A 23819-nucleotide genomic window follows, 5' to 3' on the forward strand; every position below is an offset into this window, starting at 1 on the left:
ACAGCAGAGGGGACCGCCGTGCCTGAAGAGGATTGCCTGGTTTTCGCGTCCACAGGCGAGAGCTTCATTGTCTCGTTGGGTGGGAACGTTCTGATCCGGCACGAGCCCGACGCGCCGGCGTTCTTCGCGGGCAAAGGGGAACCGGAGAGCCATCTGTATCGTGGCAATTTCAAAGTGCACGACCGTGTGCTCGCGCGCGCGCCGCTCACCGTCATTGCCGTGCAAAACGGCGCTTCGCAAACTTTTCTGACGCTTCAGGGAAAGGACAGCGAGCAGCGGGTTACGCTCACCATCGACAAGGCCCGCCGGACCATCGGCGTATGTCTAGGGGGCGGGCTGAACCGCTTCTGGATCCGACTGCAGAACGAACCAGGCGAACACCTGTGGGGAGGTGGGGAGCAGTTTTCGCACTTCAGCCTTGCCGGCCGGCGTTTCTCAATGTGGGTACAGGAACCGGGCGTCGGGCGCGACATGACAACGCGCATGACGATGCTTGCGGAAATCCAGGGACAAGCCGGCGCGCATGAAGCGGCCACGTACTACCCACAGCCCACTTTCATTTCCAGCCGGCACTACGCCTTGCACATCGATTCGTCGGCGTATTCCGTGCTCGACTTCACCTCGCCGATGTTCCATGAGCTCGAGGTGTGGGACGCCGATTTCCGCTTTGAACTGTTCGCCGGCGTCAGCCTGAAGAACTTGGTGCAGCAGCTTGCACAGCGTTTCGGGCATAGCGGACATATCCCGGAATGGGTGTACAACGGAGCCATCCTCGGCCTGAAACGCGGTCTGGAGCGCAACCTCGAAATCCTTGAGCAAGCCCTGAGTGCCGGGATAAACGTGTCCGGCCTGTGGTGCGAAGATTGGTGCGGACTGCGCCAGACATCCTTCGGCGCGCGCCTGTTCTGGAATTGGCAATGGAACGCACAGCGTTACCCGGAACTACCGGTGCAAATCCGGCGGTTGAGGGAACGCGGCATCCGCTTCCTCACCTACAACAACCCGAACCTCTGCTCCGACGGCGAACTGTTCAAGGAAGCGGCGGCAAAGGGGCTGCTGACGAAAAATCCCGACGGCTCGCTTTGCACCATCGACTTCGGCGAGTTCGATTGCGGTTTTGTCGACCTCACGAGCGAGGCAGGCCGGCAGTGGTACAAGGACCGGATCATCAAGCGCAACATGCTCGATCTCGGCATCTCCGGCTGGATGGCCGACTTCGGCGAATACCAGCCGACCGACATGCGGGTGGCATCGGGCGAGGACGGCTGGAAGGTCCACAACCGATGGCCCGAGCTCTGGGCACGCGTCAATGCCGAGGCGATAGCGGAAGCCGGGCTGAGCGACGACATCCTGTTCTTCATGCGTGCCGGCTACACGGGATCGCAACGCTACTGCAAACTGCAGTGGGCAGGTGATCAGTGCGTGGACTTCTCGCGGCATGACGGCATGGAGACGGCGATTTGCGCCGCGCTTTCCGCCGGTTTGCTGGGCAATGCCGTCAGCCACAGCGACGTCGGCGGCTACACCACGCTTTACGGCAACGTACGCACCGAGGAAGTGTTCATGCGCTGGGCAGAGATGAGCGCCTTCACCCCGGTGATGCGCACCCATGAGGGTAACCGGCCGGACGAATCGTTCCAGTTCTACCAGTCCGAACGCGCCCTCGCTCACTTCGCCCGCATGACGCGGATCTACAAGACGCTTGTTCCTTACCTCAAGACGCTTTCACAGGAGGCAGCAAGCACCGGCCTGCCGATCCAGCGCCCGCTCGCGTTGCACTTCGAAGACGACCGCAACACCTGGGCGATCCACGACCACTACATGTACGGGCCCGATCTTCTCGTCGCCCCGGTCCACAAGTCCGCCGTCACCCGTTGGCGTGCGTATCTACCCGCGGGAGAAACATGGACGCATCTATGGAGCGGTAAGAGCCATCTCGGCGGGCAGACGGTGGAAGTCGACGCGCCGATCGGCGAAATTCCGGCGTTCTACCGATCCGGGACGCCATGGGAGGCGGTGTTTCTCGCCGCCGCGCGCGCCTGACCGGCAGGACCCGAAGACCAGTTCCCGGCGCCTGTCTGACGCCGGGAACCACCGTTTTCAGATGAGTCGACGACGGAAGTACGTCACCACCACCTCGCCGATGACGACGACGGCGAAGATCGTAAGCAAAATGACGGCGACACGGTCCCACTCGAAGGTGTCGATCGCCGCGTTCATGGCCATTCCCAGGCCCCCGGCACCGACGAGCCCGAGTACCGACGACTCGCGGATATTGATATCCCAACGCAGGAGCATGATCGACCAGAAGGCTGGCTTCACGGCCGGCCAGTAGCCGTAGAGAATCTGGCTCGTCTGCGATGCGCCTGCCGCCTTGAGCGCTTCGATGGCGCCGAAATGCACTTCTTCGAGCGCCTCTCCGAGCAGCTTGCCGACGAAGCCGACCGAGCGGCATGCAATCGCCACTGCCCCGGCCAGTGGTCCCGGCCCAAAGACCGCCACGAAAAGCAGCGCCCAAACCAACGAGTTTACCGACCGGCTCGAAACCAACATCGTTTTCGCAAAGAGGTTAAGCCCTTTATGCGGCGTAATGTTGTGAGCCGCCAGGATCGACAGCGGCAGCGCAAACACCATCGAGAAAATCGTCCCCAGCGTCGCAATGTGGAACGTCTCCATAAGCGCCGCATGCACGGTCTTGGGGTAGTACGCGAGATCCGGCGGCCACATGCGCCGCCCCATGTCCATCATTTGTTCCGGCGCGTCCCAGAGAAATTCCCAAATGACGTTGATGCTTTGGACCGACAAAGCGACGGCTACGGCGATCAGCAACCAGAGCGCCGTGCGCGCAAGCTTCTGACCGACGGTGTGCCGCTGCCAAGTTCGGGAAGCCGGCACGGTGGCCATCGCGTTAGACATGAAAAATTCGCTTGACATAGTTGGATGCAAATTCGCCGAGCAGAACGACCGCGATGATCGTGATCAGAATGGCGAGAACGAAGTCGTATTCGAAACGCTGGAAACCGGCGAAGAGCGCCGCCCCGATCCCGCCCGCGCCGACGATGCCAACCATCGTCGAATTGCGCAGATTGGCGTCGAGCTGGTATGTGCAGAAGCCGACCAGACGCCCGATCACCTGCGGTAACACCCCATACGTAACCACGCTCAGGAACGGTGCGCCGGTGGCCCGCACGGCCTCAATCTGCTTCATCGAGATTTCCTCGATGGCTTCCATGAACAACTTGCCGACGAACCCGACCGAAGCGACGATAAGCGCGAGCACCCCCGCCAGCGCACCAAAACCCACAGCCTTGATGAAGACGATGGCCACGATGACCGGGTTGAAAGCCCGGCAGAGCGTAACGATGAGGCGCGCTGGCCACGTTGCCCACGCCGGCATCAGGTTGCGGGCACCGAGGACCGCGATCGGTAGCGATAGCATTACGCCGAAGAACGTGGCCAGCACGGCGATCTGCATGCTCTCGACAAACCCGGTAACGATCTGGTCGCCGTTGCGATAACTCGGCGGAAACATGCGCGCGAGAAAGCGCGCGCCATTGTCCAGCCCTTTGACAAAGCGTTCTGCGGAGAACTCGAGCTGGCCGAGCGCATATACGGCGTAGGCCGCCACGACAATCGCCAGAAGCTTTGCCTGCCAGGACGAATGGAACGGCCGGATCCCGGAGCGCTTACCACGCGCGGTTGGCCCTAGCCGGGCGCCACTCATTGCAGCCACCCTTCGCCTCCGTAGATCATTTTCAAATGGTCGTCGGTGAGTTGCGCCGGTGGTCCGTCGAAGACAACCCGCCCACCCGTCATGCCAACGATACGGTCGGCAAAACGACGAGCCAGTTCGACGTCATGGATGTTCACGACAACGGGAATCCCGTTAGTCACGCCCTGCGATTTGAGCAGTTCCATGATTTCGACAGAAGTCTTCGGATCAAGCGACGACGTCGGCTCGTCGGCGAGCAGGATTTCAGGACGTTGCATCAATGCGCGGGCGATGCCTACACGCTGCCGCTGCCCTCCCGACAAGCTGTCCGCGCGCTGATGCGCGAAATCCGACAACCCGATGATGTCGAGCAGTTCATAAGCATGCGTGACGTCTTCTTCCGGAAACTTGCGCCGCCAGGCGTCGAGAGCACTCACGTAGCCCAATCGCCCGGTGAGCAGGTTTTCCATCACCGAAAGCCGCTCGACGAGGTTGTATTCCTGAAAGACCATGCCGATACGCCGGCGCACTTCGCGCAACTGCCTCCCCTCGATGCGGGAAAGCTCGACGCCCTTGAATAGGATCGATCCCTCCGTCGGATTAACGAGCCGGTTGATGATCCGGATCAGCGTCGACTTGCCTGTCCCGGAAGAGCCGATGATCGCGGTCAGCCCTCGTTCGTCGAAATCCAGGTCGATACCCTTGAGGACCGGCATGCCGGGCTTGTACGCCTTCGTCAATCCCCTGATGTTGAGAACAGCCGCCATGCTGTGACAATTCCTTGAATCGATAGGTTGGAAACGGTTCTGCTTTTCCGGCGCGCCGGGAATGCACCCCGGTCGCCGGAAAAAAATGGCGCTTACTTCTTCGCCTTGGCCTGCTCGGCTTCGTAGCCGGCACGGCTCAGATTCTGCCCTGCCGCCAACGACACCTTGCGCACGATGTCCCAATCCTTCTTGTAGTTCGCAGGAAGGAAGCGGTCGCCGCCCAAACCCTTGGCCATTTCGGCCGGAATCTTGTAGTCGAAGAAGCAGTTCTTGATCTTCTCGACGAGCTTCGGCTCAAGGTCGTGCGCATAAGCGTACGAGTCGGTCGGGAACTTCTCGCTCGTATAGAGAATGTTGAAGTCGTCGGCCTTCACGACACCCCGCTCGATCATGTGCTGGAGGACGTCGCTCGCCACCGGTGCGGCATCGTAGTCTCCCGATTTCACGCCGAGGATCGACTGGTCATGCTTGCCCGAAAAGACGACTTGGTAATCCTTCTCGGGCGTCAACCCAAGGCCGGGGAACAATGCGCGCGGCGCGAGATTGCCAGAGTTCGAAGACGGCGAGGTGTGCGCGACCTTCTTGCCCTTGAGGTCTGTGATCTTCTTGTACGGGCTGTCCTTACGCACGATGAGCTGGATCGAAACGCCTTCGGGACCGTTCGCCGTGCCACGGATCGCGAAGGGGACCGCGCCGGCGATATTCACCGCGAAGTTGGTCGGACCTGTCGAAAACGCCGCCAGGTGCAAACGCCCGGACCGCATCGCCTCAATTTCCGCCGAATTCGACTGCACGGCGAAGAACACAGTCTTTTTGCCGACGCATTGCGAGAGGTGAGCCATGAAGGGCTGGAACAGCTTTTCGTAGACCGAGGGGTCCTCCACCGGAGTGAAGGCGAAGACCAACGTGTTCGGGTCGCGGAATTTCTTCGCGTCGGTGGGTGGATCAGCAACGAGGTCGTTATTCGCATCGCAGTACATCGTGTCGAGCTCACCGCGATTCGGACAATTGTCCTGCGCCAGAACAGCGTTCGATGCCGCCGTACTCGCCAGCGCAAGGCCGAGCAGGCAACGCTTGATATTTGTGGACATCTTGATCATCTTCTTGCTCCAGAATTAAGCCGAAAACGCCCCGTGCTTCGCTGACTTTCCACCACGCAACACGCTCCCACTTCTCGTTCGTTTGGACGGCACACATCGCGATGTCGGCTTTTTCATCGCGATACCATCACCGTCCGGCCAGCGATTCTAATCGCCTCGATCAGTCGTTCGGGCGCCATCCCGTGCCGAGCCTTGCGATTGCCTTTCCGCTCCCTTTCAATCAGCTTTCACGATCGCCGGAGTATGGGGACAAGGGCGTTCGGCACTTTCCATCTACCCCTCGGTACATTAAGCTGCCTAGGTTCGAACTTAGCGGCACGCCATGAGAATCCTGGTTGTTGAAGACGATCCCGACCTATCGAAAGCGCTCTTGCGAGCGCTGGAAAAACGGGGATACACAGTCACAGCGTGCTTCGACGGCGTCAAGGCCTTCCAGGTCATCCGGCAACGAATCCACGACATTGTCATTCTCGACCTTTCGATTCCGGGAGAAGACGGCTTGCATTTGCTGCAGCGCATGCGTGCCGCAAAAATCCTCACGCCAGTCCTCATACTCACCGCGCGCTCGTCGATCGGTGACCGCATCGCGGGGCTCAATGCCGGCGGCGACGACTATCTCTCGAAACCCTTCGACCTCGACGAACTCGAAGCCCGCATTCGGGCGCTGTCCCGTCGCATTCGGGGTTACGAGGAGAGCCGCCTCGTCTGCGGGCAGCTTCGACTCGAGCGGGACTCCGGAGCCTTCTATGTCGGCGACGAACCGTTCCCCCTCCCCCCGCGCGAGAAGTCGATGCTGCAGGAACTTATCGCCAAACCGGGGCATGCAATCACCAAGGAACGGCTGTTCCGCATCGTTTTCGTCGAAGAAGATCAAGTTCATTTCGAGGCGATCGAAGTTGTCGCCCATCGATTGCGCAAGAAGCTCGTCGGGACAGGCACGGTACTCATGACGTTGCGCGGCCTTGGCTACCTTTTGCGCGAGGAGAACGCTGCAGCGGAAAAAGTGGCAGGGGCGGAGGTCTAGCGTGCCTATCCCGTGGCGGCGGTTTTCAGTGCGCAGCTATGTGCTGGCCTGGATCATCGTACCGATTTTCGCCATTCTCATCGCCGATACGTACTTCCTCTACGAAAGCGCGTTGCACTCTGTCAACGTAGCCTACGACCGTACTTTGCTCGCAACCACGCACTCCGTCGGCGATTCCGTGCGTTTCGAGAACGGCAGCTACCGGCTGTCGTTGCCCCTCGCACTCTTCGAGGTTTACGAGGCCGACCAGTCGGGCCGGTATTTCTATCGCGTCAGCAATTCCAACGGCGAATTGGTTTCCGGGGACGAGGACTTGCCTCCCTTTCACGGTTCTCTGCCGAAGAACGCCGCGTATCCGGCGATCGTTCAGTTTTATGAAGACGTCTTCCGCGGCGAACCTATCCGTGTCGCGGTGCTCTTCCAGCCCGTGTTCTCCAACGACGATTCCGGCACCGTCATCATTCAGGTTGCCGAGCCGATGAAGATTCGCGAAGATTCCGCCCGCGACATTCTGCGTAACACCCTCTTCCGGCAGGGCATACTGATCCTCGTCATCTGCCTCGCCGTTTATGTCTCTGTCACGCGAGCACTCAAGCCGCTGAATCAACTGCGCCATGAGCTCGATCGGCGCTCGGCAAGCGACCTGTCGGAGCTGACGCTGCGCACCAATTTGCTTGAATTACGCACCGTCACCCATGCCATGAACAAGCTGATGGAGCGCCTATCGCTGCTGATCAACCAGCAAAAACGTTTCATTGCCAATGCTTCGCACCAGTTGCGCACACCACTCGCCGTACTGAAGACGCAATTGCAGTCGGGCCTTCGCGGCGATGCCCCGAGCGACGAGGTGTTAAACGAGATATCCGGGACCGTCGAACGAACCATCAATCTCGCCAATCAGATGCTGCTGCTGGCCAAGATCGAACAGCGCCGCAGCCAAGGCATGACCGATCGCTGCCATCTCGGAAACCTGGCGCGCGAGGCAGTATTGGAGCTATCGCCACTCATCGCCGACAAGAACCTCGACTTCGAGATCGACCATGACGACAGCCTCATCCACGGCGACGCGTGGCTGGTGGGCGAACTCATCCGTAACTTACTGAGCAATGCCATCCGGCATACGCCTGAAGGGCAAAAACTTGGAATCGACATTCGGGGCCATGGCGGCAGCGTCCGGCTGCTCGTCTGGGACACCGGAGGCGGTTTGCCGGCTGAACAACTGGGTCAAGTGTTCGAACCGTTCTCGTCCAGTTTTTCAACGCAAGGGAGCGGCCTGGGTCTCGCCATCTCACGAGAAATCGTCACCTCGCTCGACGGGCAGATCGAGCTCGCCAACCGTGATCATGGGGAAGGCATGGTTGGTCTCGACGTAATCGTGACGTTCGCGGCCGCACGGAGCTAAATCTCTGTCCACCGGGCCAGGAACCGTATGGGTTTAGTCGGGTCTTCTCCAAATGAGCAGCGGGAAGGTCGGCGAACCGCACGTTTTCCACCAAGACCGCGGCCTGCGCAATCACGCCTTATCCTCGATCGCCATGCCCAAAGCAAAACGTCTCCGCCGGTTTCTCGCCCTGTTCGCATTCTTCGCGCTGGCTGGGTGCGCCACCCAAAATACCTACTTCGATCCTCTGAAGTCGCACCATCGCCCTGACGGCTTCGCCAATCCGGGCAGCGACCGGACGGCGGCAAGGACACCTTGGTACGAGGTGCTGTATCGTCGAATGCGAGGGGACTTCGAGCCCGCGAGAGAACCTGAAGGTGGCTATTCGGCGTTCAATACAACGTGGCGAGCCGACGTTGATCGCCAGCTCATCGGAGAGCGGCACGAGCGCCCCGTCGTCACATGGCTCGGCCATGCGGGCATGCTGCTCCAGGTCGGCGGCAAGAATATTCTGATCGATCCGCACCTTGGGCCTTACGCAGGACCGATCTCCTGGCTGGCATCAAAGCGTCGGGTACCGGCGCCGCTTTCGGTCGCCGAGCTGCCTCCGATCGACGTCGTTCTCATCTCCCACAATCATTACGATCACTTGGACCGCGGTACCGTCCTCGCCCTCGCCGAGCGCTTCAAACCGCAGTGGATTGTGCCGCTGGGACTTAAGGCGTGGTTCGAGGACCAAAGCATCTCCAATATTTCCGAACTCGACTGGTGGGATATGCTCAGCGCTCTCCCACTCAAGATCACTCTCGTCCCTGCGCAGCACTGGAGCAAGCGCACGCTATTCGACGCCAACAAGACCCTGTGGGGCGGCTTCGCGATCGAGTGGAAGCGGTCGGACAGCGCCCCTGTCTGGCGCTTCGTCTACACGGGCGATACCGGATACTCGCCTATCTTCGAGGAAATCAGGCGCCGCCTAGGGCGCACCGATTTCCTTGCCGTACCGATTGGCGCCTACCTGCCGCGCGACTTCATGCGACCGCAGCACGTCAATCCCGACGAAGCCGTCCAGATCATGCTCGATCTGGACGCCCGGCAAGCACTTGGAGTGCATTGGGGCACCTTCGAACTGACGCAGGAAGCATTCGATCAGCCGCCGAGGGATCTTGCCGCTGCCTTGCAGAATCACCAAGTGGCACCAGAGCGATTTTGGCTGCTCAAGCACGGTGAAAGCCGCCGCATCGATGTGCCATGAATACCGCGTGACCTATCATCGCCGTTGCAGAATGGCCACGGCGCGGTTGATCGAGGGCCAGGGGAGGGTTAATCTGGTTGACTTCCGCCCATCACCACGTTCTTCAGAGTAATCGTCATGGATTCGCCGTTTCAAATCGTTCCCCCCGAAATGCAAGACGCTGTGCAAATCTCCGGTCTTTCTCTTCAGCTTGGTTATCCCGCGACAATCGAGCATGTGCGAGAGCGGCTGCAGCGCCTTCTGAGTTCGCCCAATTATTTCGTCGCAGTCGCCGTGGCCGGTGATCGCGAAGTGCTTGGTTGGGTGGCGGCCGAGCGCCGGCTTTCCCTCGAATCCGGTGAGAAAGCAGAACTGACCGGCTTGGTTGTCGCCACCGCAGCGCGGCGTACGGGCGTCGGGCAGGCTCTCGTGCACGCCGCTGAACATTGGGCACGCGAAGCCGGCTTCGCCTCCCTGCATGTGCGGTCGAACGTGGCGCGCGAGGAATCGCACCCGTTCTATCGCAAGATAGGTTTCCGCTTCAAGAAAACGCAACACACTTACGAAAAGGTCATCTCCCCGGCGGAGGTCACCTTCGCGCCTTCTTAAGAACGCGAAGACAATGCCCTCGATTGCCATCCTCCATGAGGGCTCAATCACCGCCGTTGACTACCGTTGTACGGCAACCTCGAACGATAAACCGTACATCGAGGTCCACGGTGATCATTCGGTTTCCTACGTCCGGCGCGGCAGTTTCGGTTGCCACGCCCAGGGTAAATCGTTCGACCTGGTTCCTGGCTCGATTCTCGTCGGGCACCCGGGCGACGAATACTGGTGCACACACGATCACCATGATGGAGGCGACGAGTGCCTGTCGTTTCATCTGAGTCCCGAACTCATTGCCGCTGCGGACCTCGAATCCAACGCTTGGCACACAGGTAGCCTTCCACCGCTGCCACCGCTAGCCATTCTCGGGGAACTCGCCCAAGCCGCCGCCGACGGCCGAAGCGATCTGGGGCTCGACGAAATCGGCCTCTTGCTCGCGAAGAGGTTCGTCGATCTGGTTTCCGGGCGTAAAACGGGCATCAGCCGAGGTAACGCGCGAGACCGCCGACGCGCTGTCCTTGCCGCCGACTGGATCGAATCCAATGCGGTGCAGCCGATCGACTTGGCTTCCGCCGCCGAGCAGACAGGCCTGAGCCCATTCCACTTCCTTAGGCTGTTCCGCGAGGCGCTCGGTGTCACTCCCCACCAATACCTTTTGCGATGCCGTCTGCGGCATGCTGCCCGTCTATTGGTCGACAGCGACGCCCCGATCACGGATATCGCGGCCGATGTGGGTTTCGTCGATCTCTCCAACTTCGTCCGGACATTCCACCGCGGAAGCGGATTAAGTCCGCTTCGCTTTCGCTGCGCCGCGCGCGGAAACCGCAAGATTCTCCAAGAAGCTGGCACAGCGCTTCGTTAGCATCGCTTTCGTCTTCAACCCGATGACGAAAGGAAACGACGATGTTCGACCATATCGGTATCAAAACGAAGGATTTGGACGCCAGTGTCCGCTTCTACACGGCGGCCCTCGCTGGTCTTAAGTACGAACTCTGTTCGCACGACACGTCAGGCGCCGGGTTCGGCCCCAAGAATGCGCCCGCACTCTGGCTCTACGCAGCGCCGGCCGACGAACCGATCTCGTCCACGCACGTCGCCTTCCAAGCCGCGAGCCGGGCAGCCGTCGACGCATTTCACAAGCAGGGGCTCAAATCTGGAGGGCACGACAACGGCGCCCCCGGTCTGCGCACGGATTACGCGCCCAACTACTACGCCGCGTTCCTGATCGATCCGGATGGCAACAACGTGGAAGCCGTTTGCTATGTGTAATCTGTGATCGAAGGGCAACACCGTGCGGTACGTTGGAGTTTCCCTCAGGTCCCGCATCGGTGCTGCGTGTGGTGTTTGGTCCACGCACCGGCCGGGCGCGGCATGACAATTGAGATTGGTAGCGGCTTGACGCCCTTACTGATTCGCTTCTTGAGGCTCGCGCTCAACCGACGTAACGAGCCTTAAGGTTCGATCGCGATATATTCGACGCCAATGACTTCAATTTCGCGCCAGCCGGCTGGGCTTTGGAAGCGCACCTGATCGCCCTCTCGCGAGCGAATCAGAGCGCGTGCCAACGGCGAGATCCAGCTGATTCGCCCCCGTGAAAAATCGGTCTCGTCGACACCGACAATTTGATACATCTGTTCGTCGCCGGACTCGTCGCAGACGGTCACCGTCGCGCCGAAAAATACCTGATCGCAGTTTTCCTGGCGCGCCGCCGGGTCTACTACCTCAGCCAAGTCCAGGCGCTTGGTGAGGAAACGGATTCGCCGATCGATTTCGCGCAACCGCTTCTTTCCGTAGAGGTAGTCACCATTCTCGGAACGGTCGCCATTCGAAGCCGCCCAATGGACCACCTCCACGATATGCGGGCGCTCCACGCGCAGCAGATGATCGAGCTCAGCCTTGATGCGCCCGTATCCACCGGGCGTGATGTAGTTGCGCGTCCCCTGCGGCAAGCTCGGCGCCGCTTCGGCCCCTTCGTCCTCGTCGTCTTCCGTTTCGCGTGTAAAAGCCTTGTTCATGGTCACCCAGCGTGCAATGGCATTTGGGAAGCCGGGGCTCAGTAGCCGATGGTCCCGGCTTCGACATCAACGCGTACCGTATCGCGACCAAGAACCAGCGCGGTATAACGCGCAAACTGAGTCGTCCAGGTCTTTCCGTCAATGAAACGCTGCTCGCCGCCGCAGCGGGCAACATCAAGAATCTTGTCGATGATCAGCACTTTTCCGACCGGGCTGCTCGGCTCGCACTGCAGTTCGGCGTACTCCTTGTCGAACCAACGGCGTGCCTCTTCAACCGAACTATCCGCGAGTTCGGTATCCGCAAACTCGAATTTGTATTCTCTTTTGCCGAACGAAACGACAACGTGGTAGAGCATGTTTCTCTCCTTCTACGAGCCGAATAACGGGTGCCGGATTCGCCATTCTATGCGTAAATCCGCTTCGCGATCACGGCCCTCAAACGCGGCCCGCGAGAAGCTTTGGAAGCACCAAGAACCTCGCTTTCGCTCGTTGTGTTTTTCAGGCAGCACGCCTACCATAACTCGGGACATGCGGCGTTGCGATCGGGGTCATCCCTGTGCAGCTCCGTCGTCGATAACGCGGTGTGTCGGATTCGTCGTCCCCACGACGTGCCACAGGGGGACACCGCGGCAGGACGTTAGCCAAACCAATTAACGGGAAACCGAAAGATGCTGACCGAAGATGAAGTGATTCACGCCCGCGCCACCTTGAACGAGCTTCAGGTGGAGCACCGCGACCTCAATCTGATCATCGACCATCTCGCAAGTACGCCGCTGCCCGACCAGGATCAATTGCTGATCCACCGTCTGAAGAAAAGAAAGCTTCTGATCAAGGACAAGATTTACCAACTCGAGAAGATGCTGGTTCCCGACATACCAGCCTAAGCTTGGCCCAGGGCCGCGCTGCTCCAAGCGTGGCCCTCGGAGAATGGTGCAGCCACTGTGCTTTGCGAAGCACGGATGGCGAATCCGTTATTTCTTTTCGCGGCTGAGAGGAATTCAGCCGCCGGCTTCCGTTACGTCACATAGTCACATAACGAGGCGCGCGAAGTACCACGCCAGCGCGGCGATGACTGCGCTTCCGGGTATGGTCAAGACCCAAGCCCAGACAATCGTCCCCGCAATACCCCAGCGCACCGCGGACATCCTCTTGGTTGCGCCAACGCCGACGATGGCACCGGTAATCGTATGCGTGGTCGACACCGGAATCCCGAGCGCCGTGGCGAAGAAGAGCGTTGCTGCGCCTCCCGTCTGCGCGCAAAAGCCACCTATCGGACGCAGCTTGGTGATCTTCTGTCCCATCAACTTGATGATCCGCCAGCCGCCGAACACCGTTCCCAAGCCAATGGACGAATAACAGGAGATGACGACCCAAGCAGGGACGTGCTCGCCCGGGTGCATGATCCCAGCCGAGATCAATAACATCCAGATAATCCCGATCGTTTTCTGCGCGTCATTGCCGCCGTGGCCGAGCGCATAGGCCGAGGCGGAGATGAGCTGTAGCCGCCGCGACCAGCCGTCTACCCGACGTGGCGTGCTGTTACGAAAGACCCAGGACATCGCGATCATCATCGCCGTGCCAAGCACCATGCCAAGCAGCGGCGAAATAACGATGAAGGCAACGACCTTGATCACTCCCGAATACACCAGCGAGCTCGGGCCGGCCTTGACCAGCGCGGAGCCGATCAGGCCTCCGATGAGCGCGTGCGAGGAGGACGACGGAATACCGTAATACCAGGTGATCACGTTCCATGCGATCGCCCCGACCAGCGCCCCGAAGACCACGTAATAGTCAATCACGTCCGGATGCAGCGTTCCTTTGCCGACGGTCGCGGCGACCTTCAGCTCGAATACGAAAATGGCCGCGACGTTGCACAAAGCCGCCATTGCTACGGCGGTGTGCGGCTTCATAACTCGGGTTGAGACGACGGTTGCTATCGCATTCGCCGCATCGTGGAACCCGTTCATGAAATCGAACACAAGCGCCATGGCGACGAGCAGGATGACGACGCCCAGGCTGATGCTAGCTGATTCCATCAGGGCGTCCGATCAGGAATTTTCGAGGACGATGCCTTCGATGATGTTTGCCACATCCTCGCATCGATCAGTCACCGTTTCGAGCAGCTCGTAGATCGCCTTGAATTTGATCAATTGACGGACGTCTGGCTCTTCCCTGAACAGACGCGACATCGCGCCGCGCATCTCGCGGTCCGCGGCGGACTCGAGTTGGTCGATCTCATGGCAAATCTTCAAAATCTGCGCACCATTGTCCATCGACGGCAACAGCGCAACCGCTGCTTTGACGCGTTCGCAACTTGAGCGACACAGTTCTCCGAGATTGACTGCCTCGGCCGTTGTTTGTTTGATGTCGTACAGGGCAACGGTATGGGCGACGTCCTGGATCAGGTCGAGGATATCGTCGAGCCGGGTGATCAGCTGGTGGATTTCTTCCCGGTCAAGGGGAGTGATAAACGACTTGTGCAGTTGCCGCATGGTTTCGTGCGTAATTCCATCCGCACGGTTCTCGATCGCGTCAATGATTTCGCACTGCCGAGTCGTCGCTTCGTCGGATTGACCTAATGCCGCAAGCAGTTGGACCAACGCTTCGCTGCCGAGCACGACCTGTTCAGCATGCGAGTTGAAAAGATCGAAGAACTTGCCCTCCTGGGGCATAAAGCGCGCAAACATAAGCTCGTTTTTTCAGGAATGTGACAACGGCGCGCATTTTATCACCTGAGCGTCCCACCACGGCGGTGGCGGAACAAAAAGGGAACGCCTGTACTTTAAGCGCCGAAGCCATCCGCTGCCCGGTAGCCCATGGTTTGGCTTCCTCTTTCGAGACGCGCGAAGACTATTCCTTGCACCTCGACACTGGGAAAATTTGCTGCACTAACAAGCCCCCGTTACTTCTCTTCTCGCCGCAGAAAAACAGCCGCAACCTAAAAAAACCTTTCGAGCAAACGCATGGCGATGGGGAAAGCGCAAAGGGCAATCAATCCTAAAACTGCAAATGAAAGCGCGCCCTTGAGGCGACCAGATGCGGTCACCTGGGAAGCGATGAGAGTGACATCCTGCAAACCACGCCGACGTGCGCTTGCATAAAGGATAGCTATGCTCCCCACGGCAATGGCCATTGCCAGGCAAAGGCCAAGGTCGAGTTCACCGTGGTGAGTCCTCAACGAGAACGCTGCCAGGGAACAAAAGGCGAGCACCGTTCTGAACCAAGCCAACGACGTACGTTCCGGCTGAAGCCCGCCATCGGCAAGACGGCGCCGTTCGCTAAGGCTTTCCACCGAAAAGGCACCACATGATTGCAAGAACAAAAACCACCATGGCAAACGCGAGGAGACCTTGCGCGCCCGTATAGGACAGGTCCCGGTTCAATCGCATGGCCTCTTCGTTACTACGCCATCGTTTATACCCATATATGGCAAGCAAGGCAGAAACGAGGCACAGAAAGAGCGCCAGAACGGCCCAAAGGGTGCTACTAGGGCTGTTTAGAGACAGCTGATCGAGCGCGACGCCCCCAGCCAGAAAGGCCAGCGAAGTTCGAATCCAGGCCAAGTAAGTTCGCTCGTTGGCCAATGAAAACCGGTAATCGGGCGCTTGTCCTATTTTTGAAAGATCCACAGGTCAGTTTCCTCTTTCTTGAGCGACCGACGCAGGACTCCACGGAAACGTATCCAGGCCCCTGCAATGTTACGGGACTGGTCTCCAGAAGCGGTCACAGGACTGCAAGTCGCCCCAGCCATCCGCAGTCATGAATGCTCTACGGGATACGAACAGCATCTTTCCTAATCGCTTGACTGTATCCTGACATTCCTGTGCGGGTATTCTAGAATCGCCGCACCGCAAAGAATTCTACGGACACAACACAGGGGGACACGCCATAGCACGCAGGAAATGCAGATGTAAAAAAAGCCATTGATCCACAATGGCTTCCTATATTACTGGCGGAGAGGGAGGGATTCGAACCCTCGGATGCCGTAAGACATCGCCTGATTTCGAGTCAGGTACATTCGACCACTCTGCCACCTCTCCGTCGGGGCAGGATTCTAGCACGACTCGCCCGTAGATGCGCCTGATCCTACTCATTCTTGTCGCTTTATTTTCCGGATGCGGTGACGACGTTCGGCAGCCGCTGGGAAAGACGAAAGAGTTCGTGGTCCTGACCCGCGGGAGCTCGACGGTATCGCCGGGCAACGAGAAAAAGGGGCTTAGCGGTTTCGACGAAGAACTAACTCACCGACTGGCCGACGAACTCGGATTGAAACACCGCGTGGTTGTCGCCAACTCCGATGACGACATCCTGAGCCGGCTGCGCAAGGGCGAAGCGCACATTGCCGCTGCGTGGCAAACACCGAGCGATGACCCCGACATACGCAGCAGCGTCCCATACTTCTACAGCCACGACATCCTTGTCACCAATGGCACGGGGCAGAACCCAGGCAAACACAGCGCAGCTCCGCGCACGGCCAAGGCGATAGCGAAAACCAGTTCCATCGCTCCAAGAAGAGGAGCTCAAGGAACACCGTACCGCGAGCCTTTCCTTGGTCTATCGGTCCCGCGTGGCAATCAGCACAACGATCTCGACCTGATGCATGGCGTCGCAACAATGGACCATGACGCCGTACTGGTTAATGACACGGCGTTCGGCCTAGGCAGCTATCTCTATCCTGAACTCCAAGGCGTGCCGACTGAAGGACCGCCCCGGCCAATAGTGTGGCTCTTCGCGCCGGGAGTGGACCCCGAACTGATTCACCGCGCCAACGCCTTTCTGGAACGCATCGAGCGGAGCGGCGAACTCGACCGACTCAAAGACCGGTATTTCGGCCATATCGATCGCCTGGCACAAGCTGAGACATTGCGCTTCCTTGAGCGCATGCGCACGATCCTCCCCCGCTACCGACCGCTATTCCAGGCGGCCGAGGCAAGCACCGGCATCGACTGGCGCATCCTCGCCGCACTCGCTTACCAGGAATCGCAGTGGAACCCGCTGGCCACCAGCCCGACCGGCGTACGCGGAATGATGATGCTGACCGACGAGACAGCCGATCGGCTCGGCGTCCGCAATCGTCTTGATCCTGAACAGAGTATTCGCGCCGGTGCCGAGTACTTGAGCGATTTGCGTGACGCGTTGCCGCGGAGTGTCTCCGAACCCGACCGCCTGTGGTTGGCGCTCGCCGCTTACAATTTGGGCATGGGACATCTGAATGCCGGGCGCTATATCGCCACGACCCTGCAAGCGGACCCCGATTCCTGGTACGAGATGAAGAAGGTGTTGCCGTTGCTCGCACAACCGCGTTACTACAGCCGGCTAAAATCCGGAAAGGGGCGCGGTGGCGAGGCCGTCATCATGGTGGAGAACATCCGGGTTTATACGGACATCCTGTACCGCTATGAGAAGCCATACCGCCCGTTCGACGGGTTCGCTGCACCTGAGGCAAAACCGGCGCAACGGTTGGAGGCCGGAGAAGGCTGAGCAAAGGAGCGAGGGCTGACCCTTGCCGCGGCATACGGTGTGTCGACACGACAGCTCACGACCCTCTCTACGCTCGCCTCCCCGAGGCCGTGGTGGGCGTTACGCCGAGATACGCTCTTGCCCACCGAGGTAAGAACGTAATGCCGCCGGGATGGTGATACTGCCGTCGGCATTCTGCCCATTTTCCATAACCGCAACGAGCGTACGTCCAACAGCGAGTCCCGATCCGTTCAGGGTGTGGACGAGTTCGGTCTTTCCCTTCTCATTGCGGCAACGCGCTTGCATGCGGCGGGACTGGAAAGCCTCGAAATTCGAGCACGACGAAATTTCGCGATAAGCGTTCTGCCCCGGCAGCCACACTTCAAGGTCGTACGTCTTGGCCGACGAGAATCCCATGTCGGCCGTGCATAGCACAACCCGGCGATACGGCAATTCGAGTTTCTCCAGAATAACCTCAGCGTGGCGCGTAAGCTGCTCGTGCGCCTCGTTGGATTTCTCGGCGGCCACGACCTGCACGAGTTCAACCTTGTCGAACTGGTGCTGACGAATCATGCCGCGCGTGTCCTTACCGTACGACCCCGCCTCGGAACGAAAACACGGCGTATGGCAGACAAGTTTCAGAGGCAATGCATCGCCGGCAAGAATCTCATCGCGGACGATATTCGTCACCGGAACTTCGGCCGTCGGAATCAGGTACAACGGTTCGGCCTCGGGTCGCAGAATCTTAAAGAGGTCTGCCTCAAACTTCGGCAACTGCCCTGTACCAAACATGCTGGCTGAATTGACAAGATAAGGGGCGTAAATTTCGGTGTAACCATGCTCCTGCGTGTGCACGTCGAGCATGAACTGCGCAATGGCACGGTGCAGGCGGGCCAACTGGCCTCTCATCAGCGAGAAACGCGCCCCAGAGATTTTCGCGGCCGCGCCAAAATCCAGTTGCCCGAGCCCTTCGCCAAGATCTACGTGGTCTTTGACCGTGAAGTCGAAATTGCGCGGCGTTCCCCAACGGTGGATTTCAACATTGTCTGCCTCGGAATTGCCGGCCGGCACGCTCTCCTGCGGCACGTTCGGGATCGTAGCCACGAAGGCGTCAAATTCCTTGAGCAGCTCGCCGAGACGCACTTCATTCGAATCCAGTTCCTGCTTGAGCGCCGCGACCTCCGCCATTACTGTCGAGGCGTCCTCTCCTTTGCCCTTGAGCAAGCCGATCTGCTTCGAAAGGCTGTTGCGGCTCGCCTGCAGGTCTTGAGTGCGGGTCTGTAGCGTCTTGCGCTCGGCCTCAAGTTTCTGGAATGTCGCGGTGTCGAGCGTGTAGCCGCGTGTAGCGAGGCGTGCCGCGACGGCGTCGATGTTGTTGCGCAGCAATTGGATATCGAGCATGTCAGTCCTTTGGGTCTTTTGAATTCTTTGCCTGGCGGTCGAGCGCGCGCAGGTGAGCGAGTTTCTCGCCGATTTTAATTTCTAGTCCGCGATCGACAGGCCGGTACCAGTCGACGGACGGCATACCTTCGGGAAAGTAGTTCTCGCCGGCCGCATAACCATCGGCTTCGTCATGCGCGTAGCGGTAGTTCTTGCCGTAGTCGAGTTCCTTCATCAGGCGGGTCGGGGCATTGCGCAAATGCAGCGGCACCGGCCGAGAACCGTCACGGGCGACGAAATCACGCGCCGCATTATACGCGACGTACGCCGCGTTCGATTTTGCCGCCATCGCCATATAGATCACGGCTTCCGCCAGAGCGAGCTCTCCCTCGGGCGATCCGAGCCGCTCGTAGGTTTCCGCAGCCGCCATGGCGACTTGCGCCGCACGCGGATCGGCCAGGCCAATGTCTTCCCACGCCATGCGCACGATACGCCGCGCCAGGTACCGCGGGTCGGTGCCGCCGTCGAGCATGCGGCAAAGCCAATAGAGCGCCGCGTCCGGGTTCGAACCGCGTACCGATTTATGCAAAGCGGAAATCTGATCGTAGAACGCCTCGCCGCCCTTGTCGAAACGCCGCAGACTTTGCGCCAACGTATTGTCGATGAACGCACCGTCAATGTGGGCACGCCCCGCCGTGGCGGCTGCCGTCCGCGTCTGCTCAAGCAAGTTAATCAGTCGCCGCGCATCGCCGTCGGCTTGGCCGATCAAGCGCGCCCGCGCTTCGTCGTCGAACGCAAAACCTTGCAAAGCCTTCGCGCACGCGCGTTCGAACAATTGTCCCATTTCCTCGGCGGACAGCGGGTTAAGCACATAGACCGAGGCGCGTGAAAGCAGCGCCGAGTTCACCTCGAACGACGGGTTTTCGGTCGTGGCGCCGACGAAGGTCAGCAACCCGCCTTCGACGTACGGGAGGAAGGCATCCTGCTGCGCCTTGTTGAAACGGTGAACTTCATCGACGAACAGGATCGTCCGTCGGCCATTTTGGGCACGGGTAATTTCCGCACGGGACACCGCTTCGCGGATGTCCTTCACGCCCGAGAAAACCGCCGACAAGGCGATGAACTCGGCATCGAAGGCGTCAGCCATCAAGCGCGCCAGCGTCGTTTTTCCGACACCGGGCGGTCCCCAGAGAATCAGCGAGTGCAGCGTGCGCGCCTCGAAGGCAAGCCGCAACGGCTTACCAGGCCCAAGCAAGTGCTGCTGCCCGATGACTTCGTCGAGTGTGGCCGGCCGCAACGCTTCCGCGAGCGGAACCGGATGGTCCTGAGCGAAAAGGTCACTCACCGATGACGTCGGCGCCGGCCGGCGGCGTAAAGCGGAACAGGCTCGCGGCGAGCGACGGGTTGCGTTCGATGCGCGAGAAGGCAAGCGAGGTCGTCTGCCCAAAATTGTCGGAGAGTTCCATCGCTTTCAACTCGTTGCCCTCGAAACCGAGCTGAAGTTTCTCAAAGCCGCTCTCGGCCGATTTCGGCGTCGCCTCAAGCCATTCGAGCCCCTCGCGTTCGCCGGCTTCGCGCAGGGTGAAATTCTTCTCAAGCGCACTGCGACCGCCGTCCTTGCCGTTCGCTTCCCCGACGAGCAATGCCGCCGGCGTGCTGCCGAGCGCAGCATCAACCTTCTTCACGGTCACTTGACGCAGGTCCGGATCATAGATCCAGACCTTCTCGCCGTCGCCGACGAGAAGTTGGTTGTACGGCTTGTCGATCTGCCAACGGAACTTGCCCGGGCGGGAGAACATCATGACGCCTGACGATTGCTGCGGCTTCTTACCGTTCTTCGCCACCACAATCTGGGTGAAGTTCGCGCGCATAGTTTTCGTGCCATCGAGGAAAGCGCCGAGCTTGTCGAGCGCTCCGGCGACGGCGGATTGGACGGCAAGAAGACACGCCGCCAGGCAAAGGATCTTTCGCATCAATTTTCTTCCCTACGCGCGAGGACTTCGCGGCCGCCGCGACCGTCCATCGCCGAAACGAGCCCGGCCTTTTCCATCGCCTCGATGAGGCGGGCCGAGCGGTTGTAGCCAATGCGCAGATGGCGCTGCACAAGCGAGATCGAGGCCCGGCGGTTCTTGAGCACGACCTCGACGGCCTGGTCGTACAGCGGGTCGGACTCGGCATCGCCGCCGTCCCCGTCACCACCGCCGTTGCCGCCTTCTGCATCGTCGTCTAAGCCCGCGCCGGTAAGTACGCCTTCGACGTAATCCGGCGCTCCCGCCGTTTTCAGATAATCGACGACGTGATGAACTTCCTCGTCGGCAACAAACGCGCCGTGCACCCGTGTCGGGTAGCCGGTTCCGGGCGCGAGGTACAGCATGTCGCCCTGGCCGAGCAGCGCCTCGGCGCCCATCTGGTCGAGAATCGTCCGCGAGTCGATCTTGGAAGACACCTGGAACGACATGCGCGTCGGAATGTTCGCCTTGATCAGCCCGGTGATGACGTCCACCGAGGGCCGTTGGGTGGCAAGGATCAGGTGGATGCCGGCCGCACGCGCTTTCTGCGCGAGCCGCGCGATGAGTTGCTCGACCTTCTTGCCGGCCACCATCATGAGATCGGCGAGCTCGTCGATGACAACCACGATGTGCGGCATACACAGCAGCGGCTCCGGCGCTTCCGGCGTCAGCGAGAGGGGGTTCGGCAACTTGTTCCCGGCCTTCTCGGCGTCTTTGATGCGGTGGTTGAGGCCGGCGATGTTGCGCACGCCCATCGCGGACATCAGCTTGTAGCGCCGTTCCATTTCCGCGACGCACCAATTGAGCGCGTTTGCCGCCTGCTTCATGTCGACGACCACCGGCGCCAGCAGATGCGGGATGCCTTCATAAATCGAGAGTTCAAGCATCTTCGGATCGACGAGGATCAGCCGCACCTGATCGGGCTCGGACTTGTACAGCAGCGACAGAATCATCGCGTTGATACCGACCGATTTACCCGAACCCGTCGTACCGGCGACGAGCAGGTGCGGCATTTTCGCGAGGTCGACGACCACAGGGCGCCCACCGATATCCTTGCCCAGCGTCATCGCCAAGGGCGAGGACATGTTGTGGTACTCGTGGCTGGAGATAATCTCGGACAGGCGCACGATCTGGCGCTTGGCATTCGGCAGTTCGAGCGCCATACACGACTTGCCGGGAACGGTCTCGACGACACGGATCGACACCATCGACAGCGCACGTGCGACGTCCTTGGCAAGATTGACGATCTGAGCCCCTTTGACGCCAACCGCCGGTTCGATCTCGTAACGCGTAATCACCGGGCCGGGATAAGCGGCCAGCACTTTGACCTGCACACCGAAATCGGCCAGTTTGCGTTCAATCAGGCGCGACGTGTATTCGAGTGTTTCCGGGCTGACTTGATCCGTTTGCTCAGCCGCCGGTTCAAGCAGGTGCAGCGGCGGCAACAACCCGCCGACAACGGCTTCTGGGAAGAGCGGGGCCTGTCGTTCGCGCTCCTTGCGCTTTTCGAGCTTCGGCGGCGGTGGAGGCGGCGGCTCCGGGGGTTCAATGACGATCGGCTCGTACGTCTCAACGCGTTTCTTTTCCACTTCGACGACGGCGTCGCGCTCACGAGCCACCTCGCGCCCGATACGCCGATCCTGCCAGCGATCAAGCAGGCCGCGACCGGAAGCCCACGCGGCTTCGAGCAGGGCGCCAACACGCTCCATCGCCGAAAGCCACGACATACCGGAAAAAACGCTCCAGCCGAGCGCAAGCCCCGCCAGCAAGGCCAGCGTCGCACCGGTGTAGCCGAGATAACGCACGAAAAGGCGGCCGATTTCGAACCCCAAGACGCCACCGGGGAGCATCGGAAGCTGAACTTTCAGCGAATAGAAACGGAGCGATTCGAGCGCGCTGCTGGCGATGATCAGAACAAGGAAGCCGATCAGGGCAATGTAGAGCGGGCGCCTGTCGGCGGCCCGGAATCCGTCCAGACGGCGGTAGCCCCACCACACGACGGCGACCAGAAGAACGACCCACCACCAGGCGGAAAGGCCGAAAACGTAAAGCAGCAGATCGGCGAGCCAGGCGCCACTGCGCCCCATCGGGTTGTGCAAGACGCCGAACGGCGCCGAGTGCGACCAGCCCGGGTCGCCCCGGTGGTAGCCCCACAAGGCCAAGCCGACGAAGGCCGCGAGAACGATGAACGCAAGCCAGCGCGACTCTTGCAGTACAACCGCGATTTTTTCCGGAAGTGGGCTGGGAGCCGTGGTGGCGGCGGCGCCACCGCCCCTGCCCGTTGTCTTGCGCAGCAAAGCCATCAATATCGGTAGAAGCCGGACAAAAGACGATTATAACGGGCGACCGGCGGCGCGCAGTGCGGCGTCAAGCTTCGTTGAGAACAATACGCCCCGGCTCGACTCGAATGTATCCGCTGGTCTCCAGGTCCTTCATCACCCGGCTGACCATCTCGCGCGACGCGCCGACCATCTTGGCGATGTCCTGTTTCGTCACTTTGCGCCGGATGCAGCGGACCGCGCCCTCCTTTTCCGAAAAGTCGAGCAGGAGCTTCGCGACGCGCCCATAGACATCCATTAGCGCCAGACTCTCGATCTTTCGGTTGGCTTCCCGCAGACGCAGCACAAGGCTCTTCATGATGTTCAGGCAAAGATCGAAGTTCTCGGCGAGTGCGTGCGTGAAGTCGCTCTTCGCGATTACGAGCAGTTCACAGTTCTCGGTCGCCACAACGTCCGCCGAACGTGGCGAGCCGTCGATCAGACCCATCTCGCCGAAGCACTCTCCGGCGCCGAGCAGCGTGAGGATGACTTCGCGGCCCTCTTCGTCGCGATTGAGCACCTTAGCGCTACCTTGAACGATAACGAACAACGAGTCGGTACTGGCCCCAACGTGCACAATCGTCGTATTGCGTTGTACCTTGCGGCGGACAGCCATCCGCGCGATCTGTTCGCGTTGAGCCTCCGTCAGCCCGGCAAACAGCGGAATGTTCTGCAGCAAAGCCTCGCTCGTCTTGCCTCGTGCCGGTATCTGCGTCGCTTGCATGGTCTCCCTCGGGCTTCGATTTTGCTTCAACGGGTTCTCGGCAATTATAGACAGATGGCGGGCCTCCGGACCAATATTAGAAAATACTAATC

The 23819-nt window shown here is 60.0% G+C and carries 24 protein-coding genes and 1 tRNA gene; 9 read left to right on the forward strand and 16 right to left on the reverse strand.

Annotated features, from left to right (window positions below):
* Positions 1-18: 18 nt before the first annotated feature.
* Positions 19-2043, forward strand: coding sequence for an alpha-glucosidase (locus tag NZ453_RS12775; protein ID WP_263771005.1), 2025 nt, complete (start codon positions 19-21; stop codon positions 2041-2043).
* A 57-nt stretch (positions 2044-2100) separates the two neighbouring features.
* Here NZ453_RS12775 and phnE (NZ453_RS12780) read toward each other — a convergent pair whose 3' ends face one another.
* From phnE (NZ453_RS12780) to phnD, 4 genes are all read right to left on the reverse strand, one after another.
* Positions 2101-2916 (reverse strand): phosphonate ABC transporter, permease protein PhnE, encoded by an 816-nt coding sequence (gene phnE / locus NZ453_RS12780; RefSeq protein ID WP_263771006.1) that lies wholly within the window; start codon positions 2914-2916, stop codon positions 2101-2103.
* Positions 2909-3724: a phosphonate ABC transporter, permease protein PhnE gene (phnE, locus tag NZ453_RS12785; protein WP_263771191.1), complete on the reverse strand. Its 816-nt coding sequence runs from the start codon at positions 3722-3724 to the stop codon at positions 2909-2911. Before phnE (NZ453_RS12785) ends, phnE (NZ453_RS12780) begins: the two co-directional genes overlap by 8 nt.
* Entirely contained in the window at positions 3721-4479 is a 759-nt protein-coding gene (phnC, locus tag NZ453_RS12790) for a phosphonate ABC transporter ATP-binding protein (protein WP_263771007.1), read from the reverse strand. Before phnC ends, phnE (NZ453_RS12785) begins: the two co-directional genes overlap by 4 nt.
* Positions 4480-4571: 92 nt before the next feature.
* On the reverse strand, positions 4572-5579 hold the full coding sequence (phnD, locus tag NZ453_RS12795; RefSeq protein WP_263771008.1) for a phosphate/phosphite/phosphonate ABC transporter substrate-binding protein: 1008 nt from the start codon (positions 5577-5579) through the stop codon (positions 4572-4574).
* Between the two features lie 322 nt (positions 5580-5901).
* Here phnD and NZ453_RS12800 point away from each other — a divergent pair, with 322 nt between their 5' ends.
* From NZ453_RS12800 to NZ453_RS12825, 6 genes are all read left to right on the forward strand, one after another.
* Positions 5902-6603, forward strand: coding sequence for a response regulator (locus NZ453_RS12800; RefSeq protein WP_263771009.1), 702 nt, complete (start codon positions 5902-5904; stop codon positions 6601-6603).
* A 1-nt stretch (position 6604) separates the two neighbouring features.
* Entirely contained in the window at positions 6605-8005 is a 1401-nt protein-coding gene (locus tag NZ453_RS12805; protein ID WP_263771010.1) for a sensor histidine kinase, read from the forward strand.
* Between the two features lie 52 nt (positions 8006-8057).
* Positions 8058-9236: an MBL fold metallo-hydrolase gene (locus tag NZ453_RS12810; protein ID WP_263771012.1), complete on the forward strand. Its 1179-nt coding sequence runs from the start codon at positions 8058-8060 to the stop codon at positions 9234-9236.
* 117 nt (positions 9237-9353) lie between these two features.
* Positions 9354-9824, forward strand: coding sequence for a GNAT family N-acetyltransferase (locus NZ453_RS12815; protein WP_263771013.1), 471 nt, complete (start codon positions 9354-9356; stop codon positions 9822-9824).
* Positions 9825-9837: 13 nt separating this feature from the next.
* On the forward strand, positions 9838-10683 hold the full coding sequence (locus NZ453_RS12820) for a helix-turn-helix transcriptional regulator (protein WP_263771014.1): 846 nt from the start codon (positions 9838-9840) through the stop codon (positions 10681-10683).
* A 41-nt stretch (positions 10684-10724) separates the two neighbouring features.
* A complete protein-coding gene (locus NZ453_RS12825; protein WP_263771015.1) occupies positions 10725-11090 on the forward strand; it encodes a VOC family protein in 366 nt (121 codons plus the stop codon).
* A 182-nt stretch (positions 11091-11272) separates the two neighbouring features.
* On the opposite strand, the gene greB is transcribed toward NZ453_RS12825, so the two are convergent.
* Positions 11273-11836 (reverse strand): transcription elongation factor GreB, encoded by a 564-nt coding sequence (gene greB / locus NZ453_RS12830; RefSeq protein ID WP_263771016.1) that lies wholly within the window; start codon positions 11834-11836, stop codon positions 11273-11275.
* A gap of 38 nt (positions 11837-11874) precedes the next feature.
* Positions 11875-12192, reverse strand: coding sequence for a hypothetical protein (locus tag NZ453_RS12835; protein ID WP_263771017.1), 318 nt, complete (start codon positions 12190-12192; stop codon positions 11875-11877).
* Between the two features lie 312 nt (positions 12193-12504).
* Between NZ453_RS12835 and NZ453_RS12840 the strand changes: the two genes are divergently transcribed.
* The gene (locus NZ453_RS12840) at positions 12505-12720 is read left to right on the forward strand and encodes a YdcH family protein (RefSeq protein ID WP_263771018.1); all 216 of its coding nucleotides are present in this window, start codon (positions 12505-12507) and stop codon (positions 12718-12720) included.
* A gap of 144 nt (positions 12721-12864) precedes the next feature.
* On the opposite strand, the gene NZ453_RS12845 is transcribed toward NZ453_RS12840, so the two are convergent.
* The 5 genes from NZ453_RS12845 to NZ453_RS12865 all read right to left on the reverse strand — a co-directional run bounded on the left by NZ453_RS12845 (position 12865) and on the right by NZ453_RS12865 (position 15876).
* Positions 12865-13872 carry an inorganic phosphate transporter gene (locus tag NZ453_RS12845; RefSeq protein ID WP_263771019.1) on the reverse strand — a complete coding sequence of 336 codons (1008 nt, stop codon included), beginning with the start codon at positions 13870-13872 and terminating at the stop codon, positions 12865-12867.
* Between the two features lie 12 nt (positions 13873-13884).
* Positions 13885-14523, reverse strand: a complete 639-nt coding sequence (locus tag NZ453_RS12850; RefSeq protein ID WP_263771020.1) for a DUF47 domain-containing protein — start codon at positions 14521-14523, stop codon at positions 13885-13887.
* 251 nt (positions 14524-14774) lie between these two features.
* On the reverse strand, positions 14775-15128 hold the full coding sequence (locus tag NZ453_RS12855; protein WP_263771021.1) for a DUF202 domain-containing protein: 354 nt from the start codon (positions 15126-15128) through the stop codon (positions 14775-14777).
* Complete coding sequence (locus NZ453_RS22205) at positions 15115-15465, reverse strand: YidH family protein (protein ID WP_263771022.1); 351 nt, start codon at positions 15463-15465, stop codon at positions 15115-15117. The genes NZ453_RS12855 and NZ453_RS22205 overlap by 14 nt, the downstream gene beginning before the upstream one ends.
* A 321-nt stretch (positions 15466-15786) precedes the next feature.
* Positions 15787-15876 (reverse strand) — tRNA-Ser (locus tag NZ453_RS12865).
* Between the two features lie 34 nt (positions 15877-15910).
* Between NZ453_RS12865 and mltF the strand changes: the two genes are divergently transcribed.
* On the forward strand, positions 15911-17317 hold the full coding sequence (gene mltF / locus NZ453_RS12870) for a membrane-bound lytic murein transglycosylase MltF (protein WP_263771023.1): 1407 nt from the start codon (positions 15911-15913) through the stop codon (positions 17315-17317).
* 99 nt (positions 17318-17416) lie between these two features.
* Here the strand turns inward: mltF and serS are convergent, their stop codons facing one another.
* From serS to NZ453_RS12895, 5 genes are all read right to left on the reverse strand, one after another.
* The gene (gene serS / locus NZ453_RS12875; protein ID WP_263771024.1) at positions 17417-18697 is read right to left on the reverse strand and encodes a serine--tRNA ligase; all 1281 of its coding nucleotides are present in this window, start codon (positions 18695-18697) and stop codon (positions 17417-17419) included.
* 1 nt (position 18698) lies between these two features.
* Positions 18699-20021: a replication-associated recombination protein A gene (locus NZ453_RS12880; protein WP_263771025.1), complete on the reverse strand. Its 1323-nt coding sequence runs from the start codon at positions 20019-20021 to the stop codon at positions 18699-18701.
* Positions 20014-20649: an outer membrane lipoprotein periplasmic chaperone LolA gene (lolA, locus tag NZ453_RS12885; protein ID WP_263771026.1), complete on the reverse strand. Its 636-nt coding sequence runs from the start codon at positions 20647-20649 to the stop codon at positions 20014-20016. Before lolA ends, NZ453_RS12880 begins: the two co-directional genes overlap by 8 nt.
* On the reverse strand, positions 20649-22988 hold the full coding sequence (locus tag NZ453_RS12890; protein WP_263771028.1) for a DNA translocase FtsK: 2340 nt from the start codon (positions 22986-22988) through the stop codon (positions 20649-20651). The genes lolA and NZ453_RS12890 overlap by 1 nt, the downstream gene beginning before the upstream one ends.
* A 64-nt stretch (positions 22989-23052) precedes the next feature.
* A complete protein-coding gene (locus tag NZ453_RS12895) occupies positions 23053-23727 on the reverse strand; it encodes a Crp/Fnr family transcriptional regulator (protein WP_263771029.1) in 675 nt (224 codons plus the stop codon).
* Positions 23728-23819: the final 92 nt, after the last annotated feature.

It is taken from the genome of Propionivibrio soli (assembly GCF_025770765.1).
Lineage (GTDB): Bacteria > Pseudomonadota > Gammaproteobacteria > Burkholderiales > Rhodocyclaceae > Propionivibrio > Propionivibrio soli.

Bases quoted from the DNA above. Each gene is read 5' to 3' on its own strand.
- mltF (WP_263771023.1), top strand. From the start codon at position 15,911: ATGCGCCTGATCCTACTCATTCTTGTCGCTTTATTTTCCGGATGCGGT.
- NZ453_RS12835 (WP_263771017.1), bottom strand. From the start codon at position 12,192: ATGCTCTACCACGTTGTCGTTTCGTTCGGCAAAAGAGAATACAAATTC.
- lolA (WP_263771026.1), bottom strand. From the start codon at position 20,649: ATGCGAAAGATCCTTTGCCTGGCGGCGTGTCTTCTTGCCGTCCAATCC.
- NZ453_RS12800 (WP_263771009.1), top strand. From the start codon at position 5,902: ATGAGAATCCTGGTTGTTGAAGACGATCCCGACCTATCGAAAGCGCTC.
- NZ453_RS12895 (WP_263771029.1), bottom strand. From the start codon at position 23,727: ATGCAAGCGACGCAGATACCGGCACGAGGCAAGACGAGCGAGGCTTTG.
- NZ453_RS12840 (WP_263771018.1), top strand. From the start codon at position 12,505: ATGCTGACCGAAGATGAAGTGATTCACGCCCGCGCCACCTTGAACGAG.
- phnD (WP_263771008.1), bottom strand. From the start codon at position 5,579: ATGATCAAGATGTCCACAAATATCAAGCGTTGCCTGCTCGGCCTTGCG.
- phnC (WP_263771007.1), bottom strand. From the start codon at position 4,479: ATGGCGGCTGTTCTCAACATCAGGGGATTGACGAAGGCGTACAAGCCC.
- phnE (WP_263771006.1), bottom strand. From the start codon at position 2,916: ATGTCTAACGCGATGGCCACCGTGCCGGCTTCCCGAACTTGGCAGCGG.
- NZ453_RS12820 (WP_263771014.1), top strand. From the start codon at position 9,838: ATGCCCTCGATTGCCATCCTCCATGAGGGCTCAATCACCGCCGTTGAC.
- NZ453_RS12890 (WP_263771028.1), bottom strand. From the start codon at position 22,988: ATGGCTTTGCTGCGCAAGACAACGGGCAGGGGCGGTGGCGCCGCCGCC.
- phnE (WP_263771191.1), bottom strand. From the start codon at position 3,724: ATGAGTGGCGCCCGGCTAGGGCCAACCGCGCGTGGTAAGCGCTCCGGG.
- NZ453_RS12845 (WP_263771019.1), bottom strand. From the start codon at position 13,872: ATGGAATCAGCTAGCATCAGCCTGGGCGTCGTCATCCTGCTCGTCGCC.
- NZ453_RS12850 (WP_263771020.1), bottom strand. From the start codon at position 14,523: ATGTTTGCGCGCTTTATGCCCCAGGAGGGCAAGTTCTTCGATCTTTTC.
- NZ453_RS12825 (WP_263771015.1), top strand. From the start codon at position 10,725: ATGTTCGACCATATCGGTATCAAAACGAAGGATTTGGACGCCAGTGTC.
- greB (WP_263771016.1), bottom strand. From the start codon at position 11,836: ATGAACAAGGCTTTTACACGCGAAACGGAAGACGACGAGGACGAAGGG.
- serS (WP_263771024.1), bottom strand. From the start codon at position 18,697: ATGCTCGATATCCAATTGCTGCGCAACAACATCGACGCCGTCGCGGCA.
- NZ453_RS12815 (WP_263771013.1), top strand. From the start codon at position 9,354: ATGGATTCGCCGTTTCAAATCGTTCCCCCCGAAATGCAAGACGCTGTG.
- NZ453_RS12810 (WP_263771012.1), top strand. From the start codon at position 8,058: ATGAGCAGCGGGAAGGTCGGCGAACCGCACGTTTTCCACCAAGACCGC.